The organism is Acidovorax sp. GW835-FHT14G06, assembly GCF_058793595.1.
In genome coordinates this window covers 62,407-87,929 of record NZ_JBXAGA010000008.1, presented here as the reverse complement: position 1 = coordinate 87,929, position 25,523 = coordinate 62,407, and the positions used below count along the sequence as shown (strand labels likewise).

The 25,523-nt window shown below is 65.3% G+C and carries 23 protein-coding genes; 7 read left to right on the top strand and 16 right to left on the bottom strand.

Annotation, left to right across the window (positions count from 1 at the left end):
- Window positions 1-93: 93 nt before the first annotated feature.
- From AC1Q64_RS15535 to sucC, 8 genes are all read right to left on the bottom strand, one after another.
- A complete protein-coding gene (locus AC1Q64_RS15535) occupies window positions 94-882 on the bottom strand; it encodes an MBL fold metallo-hydrolase (RefSeq protein WP_291433431.1) in 789 nt (262 codons plus the stop codon).
- A 10-nt stretch (window positions 883-892) separates the two neighbouring features.
- Window positions 893-3,157, bottom strand: coding sequence for a CHASE2 domain-containing protein (locus AC1Q64_RS15530; protein WP_492251960.1), 2,265 nt, complete (start codon window positions 3,155-3,157; stop codon window positions 893-895).
- Window positions 3,158-3,230: 73 nt separating this feature from the next.
- Window positions 3,231-3,881, bottom strand: a complete 651-nt coding sequence (locus tag AC1Q64_RS15525) for an FHA domain-containing protein (protein WP_492251959.1) — start codon at window positions 3,879-3,881, stop codon at window positions 3,231-3,233.
- Between the two features lie 41 nt (window positions 3,882-3,922).
- Window positions 3,923-4,711 (bottom strand): Stp1/IreP family PP2C-type Ser/Thr phosphatase, encoded by a 789-nt coding sequence (locus AC1Q64_RS15520; RefSeq protein ID WP_291433437.1) that lies wholly within the window; start codon window positions 4,709-4,711, stop codon window positions 3,923-3,925.
- A 16-nt stretch (window positions 4,712-4,727) separates the two neighbouring features.
- The gene (locus tag AC1Q64_RS15515) at window positions 4,728-7,388 is read right to left on the bottom strand and encodes a CHASE2 domain-containing serine/threonine-protein kinase (RefSeq protein ID WP_492251958.1); all 2,661 of its coding nucleotides are present in this window, start codon (window positions 7,386-7,388) and stop codon (window positions 4,728-4,730) included.
- A gap of 236 nt (window positions 7,389-7,624) precedes the next feature.
- The gene (locus tag AC1Q64_RS15510) at window positions 7,625-8,311 is read right to left on the bottom strand and encodes a TerC family protein (RefSeq protein ID WP_492251957.1); all 687 of its coding nucleotides are present in this window, start codon (window positions 8,309-8,311) and stop codon (window positions 7,625-7,627) included.
- 144 nt (window positions 8,312-8,455) lie between these two features.
- A complete protein-coding gene (gene sucD / locus AC1Q64_RS15505) occupies window positions 8,456-9,352 on the bottom strand; it encodes a succinate--CoA ligase subunit alpha (RefSeq protein WP_056056609.1) in 897 nt (298 codons plus the stop codon).
- 15 nt (window positions 9,353-9,367) lie between these two features.
- Window positions 9,368-10,528 carry an ADP-forming succinate--CoA ligase subunit beta gene (gene sucC / locus AC1Q64_RS15500; protein WP_121508197.1) on the bottom strand — a complete coding sequence of 387 codons (1,161 nt, stop codon included), beginning with the start codon at window positions 10,526-10,528 and terminating at the stop codon, window positions 9,368-9,370.
- A 206-nt stretch (window positions 10,529-10,734) separates the two neighbouring features.
- On the opposite strand from sucC, the gene argC reads away from it, so the two are divergent.
- A complete protein-coding gene (argC, locus tag AC1Q64_RS15495) occupies window positions 10,735-11,667 on the top strand; it encodes an N-acetyl-gamma-glutamyl-phosphate reductase (protein WP_492251956.1) in 933 nt (310 codons plus the stop codon).
- A gap of 54 nt (window positions 11,668-11,721) precedes the next feature.
- Here the strand turns inward: argC and recX are convergent, their stop codons facing one another.
- Both recX and recA read right to left on the bottom strand, forming a co-directional pair.
- Entirely contained in the window at window positions 11,722-12,180 is a 459-nt protein-coding gene (recX, locus tag AC1Q64_RS15490) for a recombination regulator RecX (protein ID WP_492251955.1), read from the bottom strand.
- Window positions 12,181-12,263: 83 nt separating this feature from the next.
- Complete coding sequence (recA, locus tag AC1Q64_RS15485) at window positions 12,264-13,340, bottom strand: recombinase RecA (protein WP_492251954.1); 1,077 nt, start codon at window positions 13,338-13,340, stop codon at window positions 12,264-12,266.
- 140 nt (window positions 13,341-13,480) lie between these two features.
- On the opposite strand from recA, the gene AC1Q64_RS15480 reads away from it, so the two are divergent.
- Window positions 13,481-13,990, top strand: a complete 510-nt coding sequence (locus AC1Q64_RS15480; RefSeq protein ID WP_492251953.1) for a MarR family winged helix-turn-helix transcriptional regulator — start codon at window positions 13,481-13,483, stop codon at window positions 13,988-13,990.
- Here the strand turns inward: AC1Q64_RS15480 and AC1Q64_RS15475 are convergent.
- Entirely contained in the window at window positions 13,963-14,910 is a 948-nt protein-coding gene (locus AC1Q64_RS15475) for a LysR substrate-binding domain-containing protein (protein WP_492251952.1), read from the bottom strand. The two genes, AC1Q64_RS15480 and AC1Q64_RS15475, sit on opposite strands and share 28 nt — an antisense overlap.
- A gap of 107 nt (window positions 14,911-15,017) precedes the next feature.
- On the opposite strand from AC1Q64_RS15475, the gene AC1Q64_RS15470 reads away from it, so the two are divergent.
- Together AC1Q64_RS15470 and AC1Q64_RS15465 are read left to right on the top strand one after the other, a co-directional pair.
- Window positions 15,018-15,983, top strand: coding sequence for a tripartite tricarboxylate transporter substrate binding protein BugE (locus tag AC1Q64_RS15470; protein ID WP_492251951.1), 966 nt, complete (start codon window positions 15,018-15,020; stop codon window positions 15,981-15,983).
- Window positions 15,984-16,147: 164 nt separating this feature from the next.
- Complete coding sequence (locus AC1Q64_RS15465) at window positions 16,148-17,083, top strand: N-formylglutamate amidohydrolase (RefSeq protein WP_492251950.1); 936 nt, start codon at window positions 16,148-16,150, stop codon at window positions 17,081-17,083.
- Window positions 17,084-17,107: 24 nt separating this feature from the next.
- Here AC1Q64_RS15465 and AC1Q64_RS15460 read toward each other — a convergent pair whose 3' ends face one another.
- The 3 genes from AC1Q64_RS15460 to AC1Q64_RS15450 form a co-directional block, all read right to left on the bottom strand.
- The gene (locus tag AC1Q64_RS15460; protein ID WP_492251949.1) at window positions 17,108-18,319 is read right to left on the bottom strand and encodes a serine hydrolase domain-containing protein; all 1,212 of its coding nucleotides are present in this window, start codon (window positions 18,317-18,319) and stop codon (window positions 17,108-17,110) included.
- A gap of 101 nt (window positions 18,320-18,420) precedes the next feature.
- Window positions 18,421-19,833, bottom strand: a complete 1,413-nt coding sequence (locus AC1Q64_RS15455) for a sensor histidine kinase (protein WP_492251948.1) — start codon at window positions 19,831-19,833, stop codon at window positions 18,421-18,423.
- Window positions 19,830-20,486, bottom strand: coding sequence for a response regulator (locus tag AC1Q64_RS15450; protein WP_492251947.1), 657 nt, complete (start codon window positions 20,484-20,486; stop codon window positions 19,830-19,832). The genes AC1Q64_RS15455 and AC1Q64_RS15450 overlap by 4 nt, the downstream gene beginning before the upstream one ends.
- A gap of 138 nt (window positions 20,487-20,624) precedes the next feature.
- Here AC1Q64_RS15450 and AC1Q64_RS15445 point away from each other — a divergent pair, with 138 nt between their 5' ends.
- The 3 genes from AC1Q64_RS15445 to AC1Q64_RS15435 all read left to right on the top strand — a co-directional run bounded on the left by AC1Q64_RS15445 (window position 20,625) and on the right by AC1Q64_RS15435 (window position 23,974).
- Window positions 20,625-21,299, top strand: a complete 675-nt coding sequence (locus AC1Q64_RS15445) for a response regulator (RefSeq protein ID WP_056056624.1) — start codon at window positions 20,625-20,627, stop codon at window positions 21,297-21,299.
- Between the two features lie 80 nt (window positions 21,300-21,379).
- Entirely contained in the window at window positions 21,380-22,831 is a 1,452-nt protein-coding gene (locus tag AC1Q64_RS15440) for a sensor histidine kinase (RefSeq protein WP_492251946.1), read from the top strand.
- Window positions 22,832-22,969: 138 nt separating this feature from the next.
- A complete protein-coding gene (locus AC1Q64_RS15435) occupies window positions 22,970-23,974 on the top strand; it encodes an MBL fold metallo-hydrolase (protein WP_492251945.1) in 1,005 nt (334 codons plus the stop codon).
- A gap of 36 nt (window positions 23,975-24,010) precedes the next feature.
- On the opposite strand, the gene AC1Q64_RS15430 is transcribed toward AC1Q64_RS15435, so the two are convergent.
- Window positions 24,011-24,754 carry a DUF6882 domain-containing protein gene (locus AC1Q64_RS15430; RefSeq protein ID WP_492251944.1) on the bottom strand — a complete coding sequence of 248 codons (744 nt, stop codon included), beginning with the start codon at window positions 24,752-24,754 and terminating at the stop codon, window positions 24,011-24,013.
- 15 nt (window positions 24,755-24,769) lie between these two features.
- Complete coding sequence (locus AC1Q64_RS15425) at window positions 24,770-25,489, bottom strand: SPOR domain-containing protein (protein WP_492251943.1); 720 nt, start codon at window positions 25,487-25,489, stop codon at window positions 24,770-24,772.
- Window positions 25,490-25,523 lie beyond the last annotated feature (34 nt).

Sequence of the window (25,523 nt, the reverse complement as noted above, 5' to 3'; positions counted from 1 at the left end):
ACGGACACCCAAGTTGGCACGACAAACCGCCTCGGATCACTCTCGAACTTACATTTTTGTCGCCCAGTATTGTCACCACAAAGCGCAAGCGCCTCACACCTGCATCGTCTGCCCCGCAGTCAACCAACGGATGTCATTCACGCTGTGATGGGTGCTTGTAGTGCAGTCGAGCTGTTTGATCTCGTCCATGATGAGCGAGGTCTCCGACGGCTTGGTATGGGTGATGTAGATGGGGTATCGGTGAGTTCCCGGGATGAGCGCCAGTTCCTGCGCCAGGGTCTCGGGCGACAGGTGAAGGCTGCGGTGAGCCAGATCACGTTCGCGGTTACTGAAGGCGGTTTCGATTACTAGGCAAGCTACCGGAAGTGCATTGACGCGTTTCCAGAACGAAGGGTTGCGTTCGGTATCCCCACTGAACACCCACCAACCTGAATCACCTCGCACCGCAAACCCCACGGCAGGCACGGTGTGATGGGCGGGCAGAACCTCGATCTGTGTTCCTGCAATGCTCAGCACATCACCGGACACGAAGGTCTGGTATTGCAAAAATGGGGATGCAGCGGATGGTATGGCGCTGAAATCCGGCCAGATGACGTTGTTGAACACATGCGTCTGCAACGCCGCGATGGTGGCAGCCAGTGCGTGCACCTGAACCGGGCGACGGCGCAGGGACGACACCGCGTCGAGCATCAGAGGTAGAGCGGCGATATGGTCCAGGTGGGAATGGGTCAGCAACACATGGTCAATCTTGCCCATCTCTTCCAGCTTGAGGTCGCCCACGCCAGTGCCTGCATCGAGCAAGATGCTGTCGCCAATCAAGAACGATGTGGTGCGACAGTCCTTGGCAATGGCACCGGAGCATCCCAGCACGCGAACCTTCATGTGAAGCTTTCTACTTGGTGTCGAAATTGGTGGCGCTGTCCCAGTCTGGGTTGAAAGGTAACCCACGCAGGCCTTCGACCCGTGCTGCATATAACTCGTACAGAATGCAGTGAGGTCTGAGACCTCTCAACTGCACCATCAGTTTGTCGCATTGTGCCCATTCCTGGGCTGCGTAGGCACGTAGAAAACCCTCCCATACCAACAGTTCTTCGGAGAGTCCAGCGGATAGTTCAACTTGGGGTACGAGTGGCTGGTAAATGGGAACGGCCTGTGCCTTGCCTTTGACGCGTACACGGTCCATCGCTTGCCACACAAACTGAGGTGCCAGCTGCATGGCGGACTCACTCACCACGATGGGAGTGCCGTAGTGCTTGGATAGCCCCTCCAGGCGGGAGCCAAGGTTGACCGCATCGCCGATAACCGTGTAGCTGCGACGGATATCAGAGCCCATGTCACCCACACACATGACGCCGGTATTGAGCCCAATGCCCACCCCAATCTCGGGCAGGCCACGCTGGCGATGGTTGGCATTGATTTGTCCAATCGCCTGGGACATTTCCAGGGCCGCAGTCACCGCCAACTGCGCATGGTCTGGCGTGGCCACGGGAGCCCCCCAAAAGGCCATGACGCAGTCGCCCATGTATTTGTCAATCGTGCCCCGGTGGCTGCGGATGATGTGGGTGAGTTTGCTGAACACCTCATTCAGCAGGCCTTGCAATTGCAACGGCTCCATCCGTTCGGACATGGCAGTGAAGCCGCGCATATCGCAGAACATCACCGTCAGCTCCCGGTTGGTGGCCTGCATGCTGTAGTGCTCAGGCTGCTTGACCATCTCTGCCACGAGCTCTGGCGGCACATAGGCGCTGAACAGCGCTGCGAGCTCGCGCTTGGAGCGGCTCTCCACAAAATAACCGTATGCCATGTTGAGGGCAAAGGCCAGCATAGCCATCACAACTGCCGTAGCCAGCGGCAACGCCAAACCCTGCGCGATGTACATCCACAGGTTCAACCCCACGAGCGCAGAAACCACGCCAGCGCTCAGCAAGATCGCAGACGATGCCGACAAGAGCGGTAACGCCACCGCCAGCAACAACCCTGCGCAAAGGAGCTGCAGCACATCGAACCCGGCGGCATAGTCGGGCCGAACAATGCTCTTGCCATCCAGGAATGCCGACAACACGTTGGCGTGTGCCTCAACGCCTGGGTATGCTCTGCCCACCGGAGTCACGCGCAAATCCAACAAGCCAGGTGCTGTCGAGCCAACCAGCACCAATTGATCCTTGAGTTGGCCGGGTGGGAGCACGCCATCCAGAACGTCCGACGCTGAGATGTACCTAAAGGAGCCACCTTTGGCATCTCCCGGTCCCCGATAAGGAATGAGGGTGGCCAGTTGCTGGTCTACGGGGAGCGCCAGCGTGCGACCATCCTGGCGCAACACGATGCTCTGGAGCAAATCGTGCGTCCCGGAGGGCATGGGGTTCACAAAGCCCGGATGAATCTCGGGCAGACCGATGGCGGTGCGAAACATGGCCAACGCCAGCGATTCGTAATACTGACCCTGGTACTCGGCCAACAGGGGTAGGGAGCGCACGACCCCATCCTCGTCCGTGATCGAATTGAAGAACCCTGCAGCCGGTGCCGCGCGCGTCAAGGCCTCGATGTTGCTGCTGTACCCACGCCACGTAGTTGCCCCAAGGGGCAATCCCCGCAAGCGATCCACCGGTAGGGCGGGGTCTGGCAACATTCCTTTCGTAATGCCGTCGCGGTCTTCGCCCGATAGGTAGTAACCCAACACCACCGGTTGCCCGTGCAGGGCCTGCGCAAAAAGGGTGTCATAGTCCAGCGATGGCGCCAGGCGTTCCAGTTGTTCCTTGAAGGCAGGCTGGCCGCGCAGAGGGCCCTGCGCCAGTTGTTGCAAAGTGGAGAGGCCCGAACTTTCATCGGCCTCTGCGAACAGAACGTCAAACCCCAACACCGACACTTGCTGGCGCTCAAACAGTTCGCGTACCAGCGCGGCCATCTTGTCCCTGCGCCAGGGCCATTGCCCCACGCGGCCCAGGCTCTTCTCGTCGATATCGACGATGACGATCCGTTCATCCAGCGTTCGCGGCATGGTCACCCGCAAGCGGGTGTCGTAGATGATGTTGTCCAGTCGCTCCAATACCTGCAGGTGGAGCACGTCAGCCACGTGCAGCAACGCAAAAACCAGCGGTATCAGCGTGACTGCAATGCGTTGCCAACGTCGGCGGAACAGATGCGACAGGGACTGCAGCATAGGTCCGCGCGCAGGAATAAAGGGTTCAGGTCAACAAGGGCCAGCAGTGATGATGCGAGCCCTGTCCGGGATGTCAGCTTTGCTCGAACTGCATCTCTGTGCCGGCCAGCTCCAGGCGATCACCGTGCTTGAGAGGAACGGGCGAAGCACCAATGGCAGAGCCGTTGAGCAGCGGCATGTCAGGACCTTCGACATGGGCCAAGACAAAACCCTGGTGTCGCTTGGTGATGGAAGCCACAGCCACACCCGGCTTACCAATGGTGGTCACCACTTTCTGCAGCGACACTTCACGCCCCGCTGCAGCACCGGACATGACCCGAATCACGGCCGAAATCGGCGCGGGCGCTGGGGCCGCCGGGGCGGGTCTGGCAGCAGCCACGGAGGGCGGCACCATACCGGGTTTGAAGATCATGGTCTTCTCGAAGTTCTGGCCTTCGGCATCTTGCAGGAACCGGATCTTGTACTTGCCCACCTCCACCGTATCGCCACTACGCAACTCCTGGCGCTTGACGGCCTTGGCGTTCACATATGTGCCGTTGGTGCTGCCCAAGTCCTCAATCTCCACATCCTGTCCCACCATATGGAGCACGGCATGCTCACCGCTCACCGCAAGATTGTCGATCACGATGTCGTTGTAGGGACGCCGACCCAGCGTGGTCCGCTCCTTGGTCAGCTGCACTTCCTTGATGACAACGCCGTCGATTGAAACGATCATTCTCGGCATGATCCACTCCTGATGTGATGAATTGTTGTAGTTCGGGCCGTTCAAGAGGCCCCTAGCAATCGGGACATGAGGCCGCGCTTTTTGCCTCCTGCGGCAGCCTGCACCAGCAGCACGCTCACGTTATCACGACCGCCGTTGGCGTTGGCGGTGTCAATGAGCAGTGTCGCTTTTTCCTCCAAAGGCATGGGCGCCCGCACCAGCTCCGCCAGGTCCGAATCGGACACCATGTCGGTGAGCCCATCGGAGCACAGCAGGAACAGATCATTCGGCGCCACCTGGAACTCGTTGACTTCCATCAGCACATTGGGCTCCACCCCCAGGGCCCGCGTCACAAGGTTGCGGTTGGCAGAAAGCGCTGCCTGCTGGGAAGTCAGCAACCCCGCATCCACCTGCTCCTGCAGCCAGGAATGGTCACGGGTGATTTGCTGCAAGGCGCCATCGCGCAGCCGATAGCAGCGCGAATCTCCAATGTGCCCCAGGATCAGGCGGCTACCTTGGAACACGGCAACCACCAGCGTGGTGCCCATGCCCGCGTATTGGGGATTGGAAAGGGAGGCCCCCAAAATGGCGTGGTTGGCATTTTCAACACAAATTTCGAGCGCGCGGCGCACATCGGTGGACTGCGGGCTGGTTCCGGCCTGGGCCAGCCAACGGGCCATTTCAGTGCGGATGAAGGTGGTGGCCATGCCGCTGGCCACTTCGCCGGCGTTGTAGCCGCCCATTCCATCGGCCAGGATGGCGACCTGTGCGTCGCGGTCGACAGCCACCGCGTCTTCGTTATTGGAACGCACACGTCCCTTATCGGTCCGCGCAAAAAATTCGTAGGTCATGGATGTGGGGCGTGCGTCATGGGGCGCCTGAAATTGGCGGGGCTGCCGCACCCCGCACAGCGGGTGGCTCCATCACGGTTTCCTGAAAATCCGCCATTTCTTGCCCTGTTGCATCGCGGTCCGCATCATAGACGACTGGTTCAGGGCTAAATGTGGCATTGCCTGCCATGGCCTGCCGCAGATCCTCCGCGAACTGCCGCCCAGTCTGATAGCGCGCCTCTGGGCGCTTTTGCAACGCCAGAGCCACGACCCTGGCCACAGCGGCTGAGAGTTCGGGGCGCAGCTGACGCACATCGGGCGCCTCCACGCTGGCGATCTTGTGCATCAGTTCGGTCATGGACGCCCCCCGCAGCGGCAGCGTGCCCGTCAGCAGCTGGAAGAGGGTAATGCCCAGCGAATAGAGGTCTGAACGCCCATCGACCTTCTTTCCGGCCAGCTGCTCGGGGGACATGAAGCTGGGCGTACCCAGAACCAGCCCCGTGCGAGTCTTGCTCGAATCCGTGATGCGCGCAATGCCGAAGTCCGTCACCTTGACCGCATCAGTCCCGCCATCAAACATGATGTTGGCAGGCTTGATGTCGCGGTGCACGACGTTGTGAGCATGGGCATAGTCCAGTGCGTCCGCCACCCGGGCCGCGATGGAGAGCGCAGTGGGTACTGGCAGCAAACCGTCCTGACCGCAGGCATGGGTCAGGTCCTGACCCTTGAGGAACTCCATGGCGATGTAGGCAAGGTCATGCTCCTCGCCCGCGTCAAAAATGGTGACGATGTTCGGGTGCTGCAATCGGCCAGCAGTTTCGGCCTCGCGGAAGAACCGGGCGCGCGCGTCAATCAAGGCGTCGCCTTCAAACTCCTGCCCCAAGGCCAGCGTCTTAATGGCCACCACCCGGCCAATCTTTGGATCGCGCCCCAGATAAACCACCCCCATCGCGCCTTTGCCAATTTCGCGGTCAATCTGGTAGCGTCCCAGCATGGGCACGCCGACGGTGGCGTCGCCTGGTAGCCGGGGAGTTCCGGGGCTGGCATGCGGCACAGAGTCCGCCACTCCCAGCGGAGCTTGCGCAATACTTTGGGCCTGAGCCCTGGCGCGCTTGTAGCGGCTTCGCACGTCCTTGTATTGACGGTCATGGCGCAGGATGTGTTCGTATACCGCCTGGGCCTTGGCGAATTGGCGCTTGCGCTCAAAATCTTCCGCCAGATGGTAAAGATTGTCTAGCAGCGCGCCGCTGGCAGGTACCTTGCGCAGGCGCTCAAAGGCCATATCCAGTTGACCTTGGCCCTGAAGGGCCAGGCCCATCATCCGGTCAGCCTCGGCGGCTTCCGCAGAACGCCCGGACGCTTCGCCCTGCCGTCCGCGGTGCAAAAGCGCCACCACGGTCGCACCTGCCAGTACGGCAAGAACAGGCAACAACAACGGAACCCAAAAGCCTCCATAACGCAGCAGGGTCCATTCGGCGGTGACAGCGGCCAGCACAAGCGCGGCCCCCACCCCCACACCAACAGGGCGCGCCAGACGCGGCGCCAACAGCACTACATACAAAACCACCAGCGCCAAAACCAGCCAAAAAATGGGCATGGCCCAGCCGGGCTCCATCACCCCCAGCCCGAGGCGAATGGACGACAAGGTTTGCGCCAACACTTCCACGGGATAGACAGCGCGCCCCCCCCACTGCGCCGCTGGGGCGCCCAGCGTTTCCGTCACTTCGCCAACCAGCACAATCTTGCCCTGGAGACTGCTGGCAGGCGTGGTTCCATCGAGCACGCCGGCGGCCGACAGCATAGGGAAGGTTCCCACTCCATCGCCAGCGACCTGCCAGCGGGGACGCAGCACGGCGGCTGCATTCGTGGGAATGCTAAGCCCCCCCAGCCGCAGCCCCGCAGGAGCATCCGCCACGCGGAGATCACCCAACCCCAGATGCAGGCTGTGTTGCGCCGCCAGCAACGCCAAGGACGGGACCCCGACGCTGTCGTAGCGAAGAAGCAGCGGAATTTGGCGCACACGGCCATCCTGGTCGGGCTCTGCATACACATGGCCCACGCCAGCCGCCACCGCGCCCAACGACACGATGGGGTGCTGAGCAGACTGTAAGGGGGTCACAGCAGCACCCGGGTCGGGTACCGTGCTGCGACGCACGTACGATGGCAGGGGTGTAGAAGCCCCGCTGCTTTCATAGCGCGAGGCCAAGAAAACGTTGCCCGCCTGCTGGATGGCGGCTGCCAGACGCGCATCGCCGTCGAGCGCAGCTTCCGCCTCCCCCACCAAACGCCCCAGCTCGGCCGTCAATGCGGCTCCCTCAGGTGCAGCGGCAAGGGTTTCGCGGATTTTTCTCAGGTAGCCCAGGCTCCTGTCGTTCTGGGGCTGTGTGAATGTGGGGGTGTAAACAACGGTTTGAGCGCCAGCTGCTGACAGGCGATCAATCAGGCGCGCGTGAATGTCACGAGACCAGGGCCACGGCCCCACTGAGGCAAGACTGGCATCGTCAATGCCTACAATCACCACGTCGGCCAACGGGGCGGGCGACGAGGTGCGGACGGCGGCGTCGTAGAGCTTGTGTTCGAGCGACAGCGATGCGCCAGTGACCACACACATGCCCGCTACGGCCAGTGCCACCAATCCGCCCCAAAAGCCATCGGTACGCCACCCATCCATCCGCCGCGCCGAGGTTTTTCGTCCCACTTGCTGTTATTCCACTCAGTATTGGGTGGGTTTCAAGCAATAACCGCGCCCATCAAGTCCCGGGTGTCAGGACGGCTGAAAAGTGGGGATTTGCAGCGAATGGGCAGCGGGGGTGGAGTTACCTGTCGTTCTTGTCACGCAACCCGGGGACCGGACGCTACCGCCATGCCATTTTTGTCACTCGCTGGCCCACAAGAGGTGTTGTCCCGGCGTGCAAGCCCCCCCGGTTGCAACCCTCAGGTGGCGGATGCTCTGTTCGATCCCTTGCGCCAAAACTTGCCCACGCCCACCACCAGCGCGGCGCCCAGCGCAGCAGCTACATAGTGCAACGCGGGGTGCGCCACAGCGTAGTCATGCAAGATGGCATCGCTGGCGATGGTTTCTCCACCCACCCAGCCAATCAGCGCAGCGCCCAGCACCACAATGACAGGGAAACGCTCCATGAGCTTGATCATGAGGGTGCTGCCGAAAATCACCAGCGGGATACTGATGGCCAAGCCCAACACCAGCAGGACCACGTTGCCCTGGGCTGCGGCCGCCACGGCGATCACGTTGTCCAGGCTCATCACCAGGTCGGCAATGAGGATGGTGCGGACTGCGGCCATCAGGCTGCCATAGGTTTTGGACTCGCCCTCGTCCTCCTCGTCGTCGCTGAGCAGCTGGAAACCAATCCACAGCAGTAGGCAACCACCCACGATCTGCAGGAACGACAGCTCCAGCAGCTTGGCAGCCACAACGGTCAACAAAATCCGCAAGACCACGGCGGCGCCGGAGCCCCAGAACACGGCTTTCTTTTGCTGATGAGGGGGGAGGGACCGGGCGGCCAGCGCGATGACCACCGCGTTATCGCCCGAAAGAATGATGTTGATCCAGACGATCTTCACCAGGCCGATCCAAAAATCGGCGCTTTGCAGAAACTCCATGACTGACTCCACTGTTATGAATGCAAGAAGCGCCCGGAACCTGAGTTCCGAGCGCTTCTCTTTTTGTAGGAGCCGCCAGTCTAGCGGTCTGTGCCGCGCACCGCGTCCGTAATTGTGCTTACGGACGGGACGGCGACAGCCAGCTTACTTCAGCTGGGCCTTGAGCAACTTGCCCAGTTCCGAAGGGTTGCGGGTGATGATGAAACCCGACTCTTCCATGATGGCCAGCTTGGCATCGGCCGTATCGGCGCCGCCAGAGATCAGCGCGCCAGCGTGGCCCATGCGCTTGCCGGGAGGGGCCGTGACGCCAGCGATGAAGCCCACGATGGGCTTCTTCATGTTGGCCTTACACCACTGGGCGGCTTCGGCTTCGTCCGGACCGCCGATTTCGCCAATCATGATCACGGCGTCGGTGTCGGGATCGTCGTTGAAAGCCTTCATCACGTCGATGTGCTTGAGACCGTTGATGGGGTCGCCACCAATGCCCACAGCGCTCGACTGGCCCAGGCCGACTTCGGTCAGCATGGCCACGGCTTCGTACGTCAGCGTACCCGAACGGGACACCACGCCGATGCGACCCTTGCGGTGGATGTGACCGGGCATGATGCCGATCTTGATTTCGTCGGGCGTGATCAGGCCAGGGCAGTTGGGGCCCAGCAGCAGGGTCTTCTTGCCGCCAGCGGCTTCCTTGGCCTTCATCTTGTTGCGCACCATCAGCATGTCCTTGACCGGAATGCCTTCGGTGATGCAAATGGCCATGTCCAGGTCGGCTTCGACAGCTTCCCAGATGGCGTCAGCAGCGCCTGCGGGTGGCACATAGATCACCGACACGGTAGCGCCGGTCTGCTGGGCGGCTTCCTTGACGGAGGCGTAGATCGGGATGTTGAAGATCGACTCGCCCGCCTTCTTGGGGTTCACGCCCGCCACGAAGCAGTTCTTGCCGTTCGCGTATTCCTGGCACTTTTCGGTGTGGAACTGGCCAGTCTTGCCCGTGATGCCCTGGGTGATGACCTTGGTGTCTTTGTTGATGTAGATCGACATGTGTGTTCTCCGGGCTTACTTGACGGCAGCAACGATCTTGGTCGCAGCTTCGGCCATGGTGTCTGCAGCGATGATGGGCAGGCCGGACTCGGCCAGCATCTTCTTGCCCAGCTCTTCGTTCGTGCCCTTCATGCGCACGACCAGCGGCACGTTCAGGTTCACGGCCTTGCAAGCGGTGATCACGCCGGTGGCGATGGTGTCGCACTTCATGATGCCGCCGAAGATGTTGACCAGAATGCCTTCGACCTTGGGGTTCTTCAGCATGATCTTGAAGGCTTCAGTCACCTTCTCGGGGGTAGCACCGCCGCCCACGTCCAGGAAGTTGGCTGGCTCGCCGCCGAACAGCTTGATGGTGTCCATGGTGGCCATGGCCAGGCCCGCGCCGTTCACCAGGCAGCCGATGTTGCCATCGAGGCTGATGTAGGCCAGATCGAACTTGGAGGCTTCCACTTCGGCCGGATCTTCTTCGTCCAGATCGCGGAAGGCCACGATTTCTGGGTGGCGGAACAGGGCGTTGGCGTCAAAGTTGAACTTTGCGTCCAGGGCCATCAGGTTGCCCTTGGAGTCGCAGTTCAGGGGGTTGATTTCCACCAGCGACGCGTCGGTGTCCATGTAGCACTTGTAGATCTTGGCGAAGATGTCCACGGCCTGATCGATGGAAGCGCCGGTCAGGCCGATGGCTGCTGCCACCTTGCGGCTCTGCGCTTCGGTGATGCCGGTCAGCGGGTCGATCATCTCGGTGATGATCTTCTCGGGCGTGGAGTGGGCCACTTCCTCGATGTCCATGCCGCCTTCGCTCGAAGCGATCAGGGCGACCTTCTGCGTGGCGCGGTCGGTGACCAGCGACACATACAGTTCGTTCTTGATGTCGGCGCCGTCTTCAATGTACAGGCGGCGGACCTTCTGGCCCTCAGCGCCAGTCTGGTGCGTGACCAGCTGCATGCCCAGGATTTCGCTGGCGCGTGCTTTCACGTCGTCAATGGTCTTGGCAACCTTCACGCCGCCGCCCTTGCCACGGCCACCGGCGTGGATTTGGGCCTTGACCACCCACACGGGGCCGCCGAGCTTCTGGGCTGCTTCCACGGCTTCTTGCACCGTGAATGCGGGAATGCCACGCGGAACGGGCACACCAAAATTGCGCAAGATTTCCTTGCCTTGGTATTCGTGAATCTTCATGAGGTCTCTCTCAGGGAAGGGTGGTAGTTACCCGTTTACCATGAACAGATGTCTGGCCGCGGGCTTGGGACATGGCAACCCGCGACTGTATCATGCTGCAACGCACCATCCTTGTGCCTAACTTACACCCTGGGCTGGCCTGATAGCCTTCCCATCTCCCCTTTTCTATCCGGCAGACGCTGCCACCTTTTTGCAGGAGCACCTCCATGTCCAAAGTCTTTATTGATGGCGAAGCCGGTACCACGGGCCTGCAGATCCGCGAGCGCCTGCAGGCCATGCCGCAGATCGAGCTGGTCAGCATTGCGCCCGAGTTGCGCAAAGACCCGGCCGCCAAGCGCGACCTGATCGCCGGTGTGGATCTGGTGGTGCTGTGCCTGCACGACGACGCAGCACGTGACACCGTGGCCATGGTGGACGAGATCGAGCGCACCTCTGGCCGCAAGGTCAAGGTGATCGACGCCAGCACAGCCCACCGCACGGCCGATGGCTGGGTGTACGGGTTTCCAGAACTTGCAGCGTCGCAGACGCAAGCGGTGCGCGACGCCACGCGCGTGTCCAACCCCGGCTGCTACGCCACCGGTGCCATCGCCATGCTGCGCCCGCTGGTCGATGCGGGCCTGATTCCTGCGGACTACCCATTGAGCCTGCCCTCGGTCTCGGGCTACTCCGGCGGCGGCCGCACCATGATCGAAGCCTACGAGGCAGGCACTGCAGCGCCGTATGAAGCCTATGCCCTGGGCCTGACGCACAAGCACATCCCCGAAATCTTGCGCTACACAGGGCTCACACGCCGCCCGGTGTTCATCCCTGCGGTGGGCAACTTCCGCCAGGGCATGCTGGTGCAGATGCCGCTCCACCTGGACCTGTTGCCCGGAGCCCCCAAGGCCAGCGACCTGCACGACGCGCTGGCGGGTCACTACAGCCGCACCAACACGCCCGAGCAGTGGGTCAGCGTGCTGCCGCCCACCGACGATTTGAAGCTGGCGGCCGACACGCTGACCGACACCAACAAGCTGGAGCTGCGCGTGTTTGCCAACGAGCAGTACCGGCAGGCCGTGGTCATTGCGCGTCTGGACAACCTGGGCAAGGGCGCCAGTGGCGCTGCAGTGCAGAACCTGCAATTGATGCTGGGCCTGTAGCCATTCAAGGGGCGTCACCAAGCGGGGCCGATGCCCCGCTTGCTGGTGGTGCGCTCAGCCCTCGTCAGACTCGTCGGCGCCCAGCACCGCGCGCCGCACCACATCGCCTGAGAACCCCCGCACCAGCAAAAACCGCATGTGTTTGGCGCGGGTTTGTGGATCTGCGGCGGGCTCGCCAAACTTGCGGCGCCACACCTCGCGGGCACGCTCCAGCTCGCTGCCTTGCAACTGGGCCACTGCTTGCTGCACGGCCTCTGCCCCCAACCCCTTGGACTGCAGCTCTTGCCGGATGCGCGCCGCACCCAGGCGCCCAGCGCGCCGGTGCAACACCGACTCCACCACGCGCGCCTCGCTGATGAAGTCCTTGGCCTGCAGGTCGTCCAGCACCGCAGCCAGGTCTTCGCCCTCCTGCACATGGGGCGCAAGCTTGCGCTGCAGCTCGGCGCGCGAATGCTCCCGCTGGCTCAGCAGCCGCAGCGCACGGCCTTTGAGCGAGAGCGCAGTGAATCCCATGACTGATCCAAAGCTATAGTTTTAATAGCTGCAAGCGCATATGAAATGTGCACCTGCAGGCTATTTGCCTTCAGAACCGAAAATCACTCGTCTGCAGCCACTGCTGGGGCCTGCAGTGCGCCAGGCAGCAGCGCAATGCCCAGGCCTTCGCGCACCTTGTTTTCAATTTCACGGGCGAGGTCGGGATTCTCGCGCAGGAACTCGCGGGCGTTGTCACGGCCCTGACCAATCTTTTCGCCGTTGTAGGCGTACCAGGCACCGCTCTTTTCCACGATCTTGGCCGTCACACCCATATCGATGATCTCGCCCTCGCGGCTGATGCCCTCGCCGAACAGGATGTCGAACTCGGCCGTCTTGAAGGGCGGGCTCACCTTGTTCTTGACCACCTTGACCTTGGTCTCGTTGCCGATGGCTTCGTCACCCTTCTTGATGGTGCCGGTGCGGCGGATGTCGAGGCGCACCGAGGCGTAGAACTTGAGCGCATTGCCACCGGTGGTGGTTTCGGGCGAGCCGAACATCACGCCGATCTTCATGCGGATCTGGTTGATGAAGATGACCATGCAGTTGGTCTTCTTGATGGTGGCGGTGAGCTTGCGCAGCGCCTGGCTCATCAGGCGGGCCTGCAGGCCGGGCAGCGCGTCGCCCATTTCGCCTTCGATTTCGGCCTTGGGCGTGAGCGCGGCGACCGAGTCCACCACGATCAGGTCCACGGCACCCGATCGCACCAGGCTGTCCACAATCTCCAGCGCCTGCTCGCCGGTGTCGGGCTGGCTGATCAGCAGGTCGGACAGCTGCACACCCAGTTTCTGGGCGTACTGCACATCCAGCGCATGTTCGGCATCCACAAACGCGCAGGTGCCGCCCAGCTTTTGCATCTCGGCGATCACCTGCAGCGTGAGCGTGGTCTTGCCCGACGATTCCGGGCCGTAGATCTCGACCACGCGGCCACGGGGCAGGCCACCCACGCCCAGCGCAATGTCCAGGCCCAGCGAGCCGGTGGAGACGACCTGGATGTCCTCGATCACCTCGCCTTCACCCAGGCGCATGATCGTGCCCTTGCCAAACTGCTTCTCGATCTGGGCGAGCGCGGCGGCCAGGGCCTTGGCCTTTTCGGTGTTCACGGGCAATGCGGGGTTGGTGCCTTTGACTGCGACGTCCATGAGAAACTCCTTGAAAAACAACAGGTTGGATGCTTGCATCGCTCTGCGGTTAATCACAGGCTGGATGCTTGAACAGTAGTTTATGCGAGCAATGAAATCCAGATAAAGCGATTTTTAGTCAGTTTGCCTGACAATGCCGCATGACCAATTTTTCTCCTGCCGCACCCGCCCCGGGGCCGGATGACCGCTGGCGCCAAACCCACCTAGGCCGCCGGATGGGCAGCGCCCTGCGTCGCTTCGACGCGCGGGTACTGCAGCTCATGGCGCGCAATGTGGAGGTGCCGCTGGCGCTGTCCAACCTGGCGGCACGCGACCAGGTGACGGCTGCACACGTGCACATCACCCGGCACCTGGCCTTGCAGGGCGACCGGTTGACCGACCTGGCCCAGCGCGCGGGCATGACCAAGCAGGCCATGGCCAACCTGGTGGACCAGTGCGAGGCATGGGGGCTGGTCACGCGCCAGGCCGACCCGCTGGATGCGCGGGCGCGCCGCGTGTGCTTCACGCCCACCGGCCTGGCGTGGCTGCAAGCGTTCCGGGATGCAGTGGCGCAGGCCGAGGCGGAGTTCCGCGCCGAGGTGGGCCAAGACGTGGCCACCGTGGTGGCCATTGGGCTGGAGGCCTATGCGGGCGGCGATACGGGTGCCTGAGCCCCCATTGGCTCGGCGCACGCCAGCAGCCATTCCCTGAAGCACTGCAGCGCGTGCAGCTGCGTGCGGCCTTCGGGGTAGCAGAACCAGTAGCCCACATCACTCCGGTAACCGCCGCGCAGGTCGGCATCGGGCAGAGGCTCGCGCACCAGGCCTGCCGTGATTTCATCCTGCACCAGGCAGCGCGGCACCAACGCCAGGCCCATGCCCGCCATCACGGCGCGGATCATGGTCTGGAACTGGTCGAACTGCGGCCCGGCCAGCGGGTCGATGAGGCCCTCCACCCCATGCGTCTCGCTCCAGCGCAGCCAGCCCTCGGGCACGGTCACGTGGCGCAGCAGCGTGTAGCGGGCCACATCGCGCGGGGTGTGGATGGGCCAGTCGGCCACCTTGGTGCGGGGGGCGATCAGCGCCACCTCGTTGCCCGTGATGTGGTGGGCGTGCGCACCGGGCCAGTGGCCGTCGCCGAACAGGATGGCGCAGTCCAGCTCGGGGCGGGTGAAGTCGTAGCTATGCACATAGGGCACAAAGTGCAGCGTGATTTGCGGGTGCTGTTGCTGGAACTGCGGCAGGCGTGGGATGAGCCATTTGGCCGCAAACGTCGGCAGGCTGGACAGGTGCAGCGCCCCCCCACCGTCATCGCTGGTGATCAGCTCCAGCGTGGCAGCCTCCAGCTGCGCCAGCACGCCGCGCACGGCCTTTTCGTAGCGCTCGCCGGCGGGGGTGAGCGCCAGGCGCTTGCGGCTGCGCTCGAACAGCGGCACGCCGATCCAGGTCTCCAGTTCCTTGATCTGCTTGCTGACCGCACTTTGGGTGAGGTGCAGGGCCTCGGCCGCGCGGGAGACACCGCCGAACCGCGTCACCGTGGAAAACGCCCGCAGCAAGTGAAGGGGGGGAGAAAGGCGACGCAAAGAGGACATGCTAAGTCATCAAATCATTCCAAATGGGAATGTTATCAGGCATATCCATTGCTTGGTAGAGCGCATTGAATCCTTTAACCTCAATGCAACTCATAGGAGAAACGCCCATGCAACGCCGTCATCTGCTCTCAGCGCTGGCTGCCGTCTCTTTCGCTCCCGGAATGTCTTTGGCGCAAGAGGGCAAGCCTTTGCGCATCATTGTTCCGTTCCCACCCGGGGGCGCTACGGACATCACGGCCCGCAGCCTGCAAGAGTCGCTGGCCCGCATCCTCAAGCAGCCCGTGGTGCTGGAAAACCGGGGCGGCGCAGGCGGCTCCATCGGCATGGCCGAAGTGGCCCGCGCGCCGGCAGACGGCCTCACCATAGGCGTGGCCACGCTGTCCACCCACGGCGTGAACCCCGCCGTGTACACCAAGCTGCCCTACCACCCGACCAAGGACTTCATCGGCGTGACCGAGATCGTCAAGGCCCCCGGCGTCATCGTGATCAACCCGGCTGTGCTGCCGGTCAAGGACTTTGCCGAACTGGTGAAGTACCTCAAGGCCAACCCCGGCAAGGTGTCCTACGCCACCCCCGGCAACGGCACCATCGGCCACATGTGGGGCGAGCTGTTCAAGAGCAGCACCGGCACCTCCATGGTGCACATCCCCTACCGTGGTGCAGGCCCGGCCATCAACGACGTGCTGGCGGGCCAGGTGGCGGTGTACTTTGACCAGGTGGCTTCGTCGCTCCCGCACGTCAAATCGGGCAAGCTCAAGGCGCTGGCCGTGTCGTGGCCCGAGCGGCTGGATGTGTTGCCCGATGTGCCCACCTACGCCGAACTGGGCTACAAGCAGGCCAACGAGCCTTCATGGTTTGGCCTGGTGGCCCCGGCCGCCACCCCCGCTGCGGCGGTAGACCGCATCCAGCAGGCTGTTGCCCAGGCGCTCAAGGAGCCCGCCGTGCGCGAGCGACTGGCAGGCCAGGGCCTCTACCCCTCGGGCACCACACCCAAGGAATTCACGGCCCAGATCGCCAGCGAGATCGACAAGATGAAGCGCGTGGCGGCCTACGCCAAGGTGGTGCTCGACTGACCTGATTTCCCCGGGCCCTGGGCCCGGGGACGGCCACAGCTGGGATGGTGAGACGACGCAGGCCCCCCTGCTTCCTGAGCCATTTCAAAGTCTCAGGGATAACCATAGTCACATCCCGGTCTGGGCGGCTAGGCCAGCCGCCCTCCTTTGCGCACACTCTGCCTATGCATGCAGCCTTGAAACTGATCCACCACCGCTTCGAACAAGCCCAGCCTGGCGTCACCGGTTCACCCGGGCAGGCCTCGCCCACCCCTGCCGCCCGCAAGGTGACGGCCGTACCCGGCAACACCCCGCTCGTGCTCGACTCGCCCCACAGCGGCACCCAGTACCCTGCCGACTTTGGTTCGGCCTGCGACCTGCCCACGCTGCGCCGTGCGGAAGACACGCACGTCGAAAAGATCTACGCCTTTGCCCCGGCGCTGGGCGTGGCCTGGGTCGAGGCCCACTTCCCCCGCATCTACCTGGATGCCAACCGCGACACCACCGAGCTGGATACCAGCCTGATCGACGGCGAATGGACCGACCCCATCTCCACCGACCCCAAGGTGCTCAGCAAGGTGCGCCTGGGCAAGGGCCTGATCTGGAAGTTCACCGACGAGGGTGAACCCATCTACAACCGCCAGCTCACCGTGGCCGAGGTGCGTGCGCGCATCGACCAATGCTGGCGCCCCTACCACGCGGCAGTGGCGCAGGCCATCGATGCAGCCCATGCGCGCCACGGCTACAGCATCCACCTCAACTGTCATTCCATGCCCGCCGTGGCCGGGCGCTTTGCCACCGAGTTCCCGGGCCTCGAACACGCCGACTTCGTGGTCGGCGACCGCGACGGCACCACGGCCAGCCCGGCGCTGTCGGCGCTGATCTGCGAGCACCTGCGCGCATGCGGCTACAGCGTCGAATACAACCACCCCTACAAGGGCGTGGAGCTGGTGCGCCGCTACGGCAACCCCGCGCAGCACCGCCACAGCATCCAGGTCGAGATCAACCGCAAGCTCTACATGGACGAGCAGACGCTCGCGCAGATGCCCGAGGGCATGGCGCGGCTGCAGGCGGACCTAAAGACCCTGGTGCAGAGGCTGCTGGCACACGATCCGCGCTGAGCACCCGACGCAGGCCCGGCGGGCTCAGGCCACCAGCGTGGAGACCCCTTCGTAGAGCAGGCCCATGCTGTCCGCCGTGGCGATGTTGCTGTGGGCCAGGCCCGCGCGCGAACCATCGAGTGCGACCACCGACAGCGCCTGAAAGCCCGCGTCCTGGCCGTTGTGCAGCAACCAGCCCGTGCCGTGCGCCGCATGCACCAGCCAACCCAGGCCATAGCGGCCTGCGGGGGCGTGCCCCAGGTCCTGCAGGCCCTTCACGTAGCTGCGCGGCAAGGGGGTGGCGTCGCCGCGCAACGCCCGCAGATGCCACTGCAGCCACCGCGCGTCCTCCTCCACCGTCAGGCTCACGGCGCCTGCCGGGTCCAAGACCTCCAGCCACACACGTTCCGGCGCCTCGGCCAGCGGCAGGGGCTGCAGCCGCCCGTCCAGGATTTCATGCCCGGCGGGCTGCTGGCTGCCCGCACGCATCGGCTCTCCCACAAAGAGCGAAAGGCCCAGGGGCTGGGCCACGCGCTGGCGCAGCAGACCCGCCCACCCCAAGCCCGTGGCCGCGCGCAGCATGCGGGCCGCCAGCGCATAGCCTGCATTGGAGTAGGCAAAGCCCGGGTCCGCGCCCGTCCCGCGAACGGGCGGCTGGCGCAGGAGCCATTGCAGGAAGAACGCCTCCGCCTCCGCAGGTTGCTGCCAGCGCGCCAGCACCTCGGGGCCCACTGCATTCACGAACAGGTCCACGTCTTCGATGGCTGAAAAACCCATCACCCCGGCGCGATGGTCCAGCAGGTCGCGCAGCGTGATCTGCTGATAGGCGGGCAGGGCGCTCTGCGCCAGCTCGGGCAAGGTCTGGGCCAGCGTGCTGTCCCAGCGCAGCAGGCCCTGGTCCACCACGCTCGCGGCCGCGCAGGCCGTCATGGCCTTGGTGTTGGAGCCGATGGCCATCAGGTCGCCGGTGGCCAGGGGCGCATTGCCACCCAGGCGGCGCAGCCCCGCGACGGCTGTGCGGACCTGGCGCGGGTCCGCCCACCCGGCTGCGGCGCCCACCACACCCTGCTTCACCAGCCCTTGGGCTAGGGTCTGCACCCGCTTGTGGGCTTCCCGCGGGCCGTCGTCGTCGCCACCGCCGCAGGCGGTGAGCACGCCGCCTAGCGTGGACAGGCCTGCGGCGGCCAGCCAGTGGCGGCGCGAGAGGAGGAGGGCGCTGCGCGCCGTGGAAGGGGTAACAAGGTGGGTAGGGTTCATGGCATCTCGTGAAGTGAAGAAGATGCCGGGATTGTTGAAACGCGAACCTTGGGCGAACCCAAAGATCTGTGTGGGGAATGACGGCTGCCGGCTACGGGTTGTCAGCCCGCCACCGGCCAGCGCAGCGTGAAGCCCACGCCCCGCCCGTGCAGCCCCGGCCCCAGGCGGACCTGCCCGCCCAGGTGGCCGATGGCCTGCTGCGCAATGGTGAGCCCCAGGCCCGATCCGCTGCTGCGCGCGCGTGGCGAGCGCCAGAAACGCTCGAACACCCGGTCCTGCTCACCGGCCGCTATGCCCGGGCCGTCGTCGGCAATCCAGACCACCACGTCGCCGCCCTCCTGCCGCACCCGCAACTGCACCTCGCGCCCCGCACCGGGGCCGCAGCCGTGCTTGAGCGCGTTGTCCAGCACATTGCCCAGGGCGGACCAGAGCAGCTGGCGGTCCAACGGCAGTTCCAGGGTGTCCGGGCCGTCCAGCGACAGCTCCACGCCCAGACCCTCGGCCCAGCCCGCGCGCTCGGCCAGGCAGTCCTGCAGCAGCGCCATCAGGTCCTGGGGCGCGGCGGGGTGCAGCGCGGGGGCTTCTTCCAGGGCTGCCAGCGTGAGCAGCTGTTCGCTCAGGTGCGCGGCGCGCTGCACGGCGCGCGTCAGCGCCTCGCTGGCCTGCGCGCGTGCGGGGCCTTCGGGGGCTTGCGCCAGCACATGGGCCTGGGTGGCGATGACGGCCATGGGCGTGCGCAGCTCGTGGGCCGCGTCGTGCACCAGCGCCTTTTCGCGCGCCAGGTGGGCGCGCAGGCGGGCCAGCAGCTGGTCGAACGACTGGGCCAGGCCATGCAGCTCGCGTTGGGGCGGCAGGTGCTGCAGCGGCCGCAGGTCATGGGCCGAGCGCGCGGCGATCTGGGCATCCAGCCGCGCCAGCGGGCGCAGCCCCGTGCGCACGGCCAGCCACAGCGGCAGGCCCACCAGCGGCAGCGCCAGCAGCACCGACGCCGCCAGGTCTTCGCCCATGAAGCCCAGCAGCCGCGCATCGGCCAGGCGGGGCTCGGCCACCACAACGCGCCAGGGGCCCGTGCTTTCCCAAGCCACCCAATGGGGTGTGCCGGCCACGTCCATCGCGGCATGGCCCGCGTCGCCTGCCAGCACCACCGCGCGCACACCGGCCGTGCTGCTATGCAGAAGCTGGCCTGTGCGGTCCTGCAGCTGCAGCAGCACCGAGGTGCCCTGCAGCAGGTCCACATCGGCGCGCATGGCGTTGAGGGTGTGGGCCATGCCGTGCACCAGCGCGCGGGCCTCGGCGGGTTGCTCCAGCGTGGCCAGCGCCCGTGCCAGCCCCTGCGCGAGCTGGCGCACGCCGGGGTTGGCGTCCATGGCGCGGTAGTGGGTGATGGCCGCCTGGCCCAGCAGCACCAGCCACACCAACGCCATGGCCGCGAGCAGCGCCAGCAGGGTGCGGCGCATGAGGCTCGGGCCCCACCAGCCGCGTGGGGGCGCGGGGGTTTCGGTAGGTGGTGTCATGGCTGCAGCCGGTAGCCCACGCCACGCACCGTGACCACGCGCTCTGCGCCGATCTTCTTGCGCAGATTGGAGACATGCACCTCCAGCGTGGCGGCGTCCAGCGCGTCGCCCAGGGGTTCGAGCCGCTGGGCAAGCACGTTCTTGGCCACCACCTTGCCGGGTTCGCGCGCCAGCTCCACCAGCAGCCGGAACTCGCGCGGTGACAGCGCCAGGGGCTCGTCGCCCAGCCAGGCCTCGTGCCGCCGGGGCGCCACGCGCAGCGCGCCCAGCGTCCACTCCTCGCTGGCCTGGCGGGCACTGCGCCGCAGCACGGCGTGCAAGCGCGACAGCAGCTCGGGCACATCGAAGGGCTTGAGCACGTAGTCGTCGGCACCGCCGTCCAGGCCGTCAAGCCGGTCCTGCAAGGCGGTGCGGGCTGTGATCACTATCACCGGCAGGCTGAGGCCCGCGCGGCGCCAGCGACGCAGCAACGCCATGCCCTGGCCGTCGGGCAGGGTCAGGTCCAGCAGCACGGCGGCAACCTCGTTGGCGTCGGGCAGGGGCGGCGTGGCGGCCACGCTGCGCAGCCATTGCACAGTGAAGCCGCCCTGCTGCAGGGCTTGCAGCAGGGCCTGGCCCAGGTCCAGGTCGTCTTCGATGAGCAGGATGTGCATGGCCGCCATTTTCCGTGTCCCAAGCTTGCAGCCAGCCAAAGGCGCCGGACAGGGAGCTGGCGCCTAAAATCCTCGCACAGGCAGACAATGACGACACAGGCCCGCCCACGGGCCGTACCACCCAAGGAGACAGTCCGCATGCGCATCCTCATTGCCGAAGACGACCAGGTGCTGGCCGATGGCCTGCTGCGCACGCTGCGTGCCTCGGGCGCCGTGGTGGACCATGTAGCCAGCGGCAGCGAGGCCGACGCGGCGCTCATGACCAACAACGAGTTCGACCTGCTCATCCTGGACCTGGGCCTGCCCAAGATGCATGGGCTGGAAGTGCTGAAAAAGCTGCGCGGCCGAGGCTCGGCCTTGCCGGTGCTCATCCTCACTGCGGCCGACAGCGTGGAAGAGCGAGTGAAGGGCCTGGACTTTGGTGCCGACGACTATATGGCCAAGCCCTTCAGCCTGCAGGAGCTAGAAGCCCGCGTGCGCGCCCTCACGCGCCGGGGCATGGGCGGCACCAGCAGCGCCATCAAGCACGGCCCGCTGGTGTACGACCAGGCGGGCCGCGTGGCCACCATCGACGGCAAGATGATCGAGCTGTCCGCCCGCGAGCTGGGCCTGCTGGAAGTGCTGCTGCAGCGCGCCGGCCGGCTGGTGAGCAAGGAGCAGCTGGTGGAGCGCCTGTGCGAGTGGGGCGAGGAGGTGAGCAACAACGCCATCGAGGTCTACATCCACCGCCTGCGTAAGAAGATCGAAGGCGGGCCCATCCGCATCGCCACCGTGCGCGGCCTGGGCTACTGCCTTGAGAAGATCCCCAATTAACTATCAAAACGATAGCAGCTTGTGCATATGAATCTAGCGCTATCGGGTGTTTTGGCTTCAAAAATGCCACGGCGGCCGCTGTGAAGATCTTCCAGCGCGAGCAGCGCTCCCTGTTCGGCGAAATCCTGGACTGGATGCTCACGCCGCTGCTGCTGCTGTGGCCCGTGAGCCTGGCGCTGACCTGGCTGGTGGCGCAGGGCCTGGCCAACAAGCCGTTTGACCGTGCGCTGGAGTACAACGCCCACGCCCTCGCCCAGCTGGTGAGCGTGGTGGGCGACAAGGCGCAGTTCAACCTGCCCCAGCCCGCCAGCGAGATCCTGCGGGCCGACGACTCCGACATCGTGTACTACCAGGTCATTGGCCCGGGCGGCGAGTTCCTCTCAGGCGAGCGCGAACTGCCCGAGCCCCCGAGCGACGAGGTGCCCCTGTCGGGCGAGGTGCGCCTGCGCGATGCCGAGATGCGCGGCATCGACATCCGCGTGGCCTATATCTGGGTGCGCCTGCCGCTGAAAGACACGCCGGTGGCGCTGGTGCAGGTGGCCGAAACGCGCGAAAAGCGCAGCGTGCTGGCCACCGAAATCATCAAGGGCGTGATGCTGCCGCAGTTCGTCATCCTGCCGCTGGCCGTGTTGCTGGTGTGGCTGGCGCTGGCGCGGGGTATCCAGCCGCTCAACCAGCTGGAGCAGCGCATCCGCGCACGCAACCCCGACGACCTCTCGCCGCTGGACGACCGCACCGTGCCGCTCGAAGTCGCGCCGCTGGTGTCGTCCGTCAACGATCTGCTCACGCGCCTGAACGACTCACTGGCCACGCAAAAACGCTTTCTGGCCGATGCCGCCCACCAGCTCAAGACTCCGCTGGCGGGCCTGCGCATGCAGGCCGACCTGGCCCAGCGCGAAGGCACCAGCACCGAAGAGCTCAAACGCTCGCTGCAGCAGATCGGGCGCTCCAGCATCCGCGCCACGCACACCGTCAACCAGCTGCTGGCGCTGGCCCGGGCCGAGGGCAGCGGCGTGGGCATTGCGCGCCAGCCGTGCGACCTGGCACGCCTGGTGATCGAGGTGGTGCGCGACTCGGTGCCCCGCGCGCTCGACAAGCACATCGACCTGGGCTACGACGGTGCGGAGCCCGGATCGCCGGGCGTGCTGATCGACGGCAACCCCACGCTGCTCAAGGAGCTGGTGCGCAACCTGGTGGACAACGCCATCAACTACACACCCTCCATGCCCGACAAGCCCGGTGTGGTCACCGCCCGCGTGCTCGCCGACACCTTTGGCCATGTGCTGCTGCTGCAGGTCGAAGACTCGGGCCCCGGCGTGCCCGAGGCCGAACGCGAGCTGGTGTTCCAGCCGTTCTACCGCGCCCTGGGCAGCGAGGCCGACGGCTCCGGCTTGGGCCTGCCCATCGTGCTGGAGATCGCCAGCAAGCACGGCGCCGAGGTCACGCTCGAAGACGCGCGCCCCGGCCAGACCCCGCCCGGCGCACGCTTTAGCGTGCGTTTTGCGGCGCGGGACGTGGTGGCGGGCAGCTGACCCGGCAGCTGGCGCATCAGCCAGCAAAGCCGGCGCGCCGCAGGGTTGATGCGCAGGCAACCCGCCACAGCACCGGCCATCCGGCATCATGCGACCCCAGAGCCTGTTCCAAGTTTTTTGCACCGACACAGCCCCCCGATGACGCCATCGCCTCGCCGCTTTGCCAACACGCACCCCGCCGTGGTGATCGGCAACTTCCCCTGGTACGAAATGGTCTGGCGCTCGCTGCGCGGCGATTTCAAGCCGCGCAGCGAGCCTGCGGGCGGCTACGGGGCCTTTGCCCGGCAGTGGACGCAGCCCGTGGACCCCGCGCGCCTGGCACAGCGCCAGCAGGCCCCCGTGATCACCTGGCTGGGCCATGTCTCCATGCTGCTGCAGGTGGCGGGCCTCAACGTGCTGATCGACCCCACGCTGTGCGATTTTGCGGGCCCCCTGGGCCGCTTTGGTGCTCCGCGCCGTGTGCCCGCGCCCCTGGCGCCCGAGGACCTGCCGCCCATCGATGTGGTGCTGATCTCGCACAACCACTACGACCACCTGTGCTACGGCACCTTGCGCCGCCTGCGCGACGCGGGCCAGTCGCCCCGCTTTGTGGTGCCGTTGGGGCTGGCCGACTGGTTCACCCAGCGGGGCATGGGCCCGGTCACCGCACTGAACTGGTGGGAGCACACCGACATCGCCCCCGGCGTGCGCGTGGTGTTCACACCGTCGCAGCACTGGAGCCGCCGCACCCCGTGGGACACCAATGCCTCGCTGTGGGGTGGGTACCTGCTGGAATGGACGCGCCCACAGGCGGCGGCGCCCTGGCGCTTTCTGTTCCCGGGCGACACGGGCTACAGCGAAGACTTCAAGGCCATCCGCCAGCGCCTGGGGCCGGTGGACTTTCTGGCATTGCCCATCGGCGCCTATCTGCCCCGCGACTTCATGAAGCCCATGCACGTGAACCCGGAAGACGCCGTGCAGCTGATGCTGGATGTGGAGGCCAGGCAGGCCATGGGCGTGCACTGGGGCACGTTCATGCTGACGCAGGAGGCGTTCGACCACCCGCCCCGCGACCTGGCCGCGGCACTGGCCCAGCGTGGTCTGTCGCAAGACCGCGTCTGGCTCATGCGGCAGGGGGAGACACGCGCCATACCCCTGAAATAGCGCGGCCGCAGCGCTGGGCTGACGCAGCAGCCGTGCTTATGCCACGCGCTGCACCGACATCAACGCCATGTAGAGAAAGCCCCGGGCCGTGGGCACGCGGTACACACCCTGGGCGCCCAACACCTGGGCGGCCACACCCGACAGCTCCCAGCCATCGGTGGCGTCGCCCTTCCACAGCGGCACCTTGAGGTGAAGGAAGCCCCTGGCTTCGCCAAACTCCCGCACAGCGGCAATGCGCGACACCACCGGGGCCTCGTTATGGAAATTGGCCCAGGCCCACAGCCAGGTGCCGCTGGCTTCCGACACCGAGCCGATGAACTCGATGCTGGCCACCACGCGGGGCACGCCACCGTCCGAGAAGGTCAAGGTGCCCGCCGCCTGGTCGTAGTCCCAGCGCTCAAAGCGCGAGATGCCGTAGTCCGACTCCAGCGCGCGCTGTTTCTCCCGCAGCGCGTGGTGGCCGTCCGTCACCGCATCGATCCAGGCCGCCTCGTCCTCGCCGTCCAGGGCATCCACGCTGCGCGCCATGGAGTCCTCGTAACAGTGGTGGCACAGGATCTGAAGATCCAGGCAATCCGCGTTGTGTTCGTTCCACTCGCCGCCTTGTTTCATCAGCTCGGCGTTGCAGCTGGCACACCAGGCGTCCGGGTAGGGGGTGTCTGGCGACGGCGCATCGCAAAACCAGCGCTGCACCGGGTGGCGGCACAGGTGCCCGCAGACGTAGGTGGGTGCGGCTTCGCCATGTTCACCGCACTGGATGGATGTCGGCTCTTCGTTCATGGGGCGGTGTCTACCTTAGCCACACGTGCGCAGCGTCTTGCCGGCCATCGCGGTGCGCAGCACATCCAGCTGCGCCCGCAGCGCGTCGTTCACTGAGGGCAGGCGCAGCGTGAAGCCGGGGGATTCAGCGCGCTCCTGGATCACGCGGGCGGTGCGCACGCCTTTGTTGCCGAGATTGGCCAGCTCACGCTCGGCCGCCTCCTTGGAGGCGAAGCGGCCCAGCGACAGGCCCAGTTCGAGCGTGCCCCCCGCGCGGTCGTGCTCCACCTTGCGGGCGCGCAGCTCGGCGCGTTTGCGGTCCAGCGTTTCCATGTCGTCAAACCGGCCCATGTAGACCATCCAGCGGCCCGGCACGGGCGTGGGCTCCAGCGCCCAACTGCCTGGGGGCAAACCGGCGGCAGCCGTACGCAGCGCTTCGACCTGGCGGTCGTCAAACACGCCGGCCTGCAGGCACTCGGCGGAGTCCGCTGGGGCCGGGGCAGCCGGTGTGGAGGCGGGGGTGGGGGAGTCGTTGGCGGCGGTGGCCACGGATGCGGGAGCGGGGGGCGCAGCGGAGGAGGTCTTGCTGGGGTTGACCTTCAGGATCTGCAGCGTCTCGGGCCGGATCTGCTGGTTCATGCGCTGTGGCTCGGACTGCTCTTGCGGCGCGTAGCCAAACTGGCGCAGCAGCCCTTGCGACCACGCGTAATAGCCCGCGTTGGCCAGCAGCAGCACGATCACGGCAAGACGGAGCATGGAGCACGGCCTTTCAAGAACACTCGCATCAGGA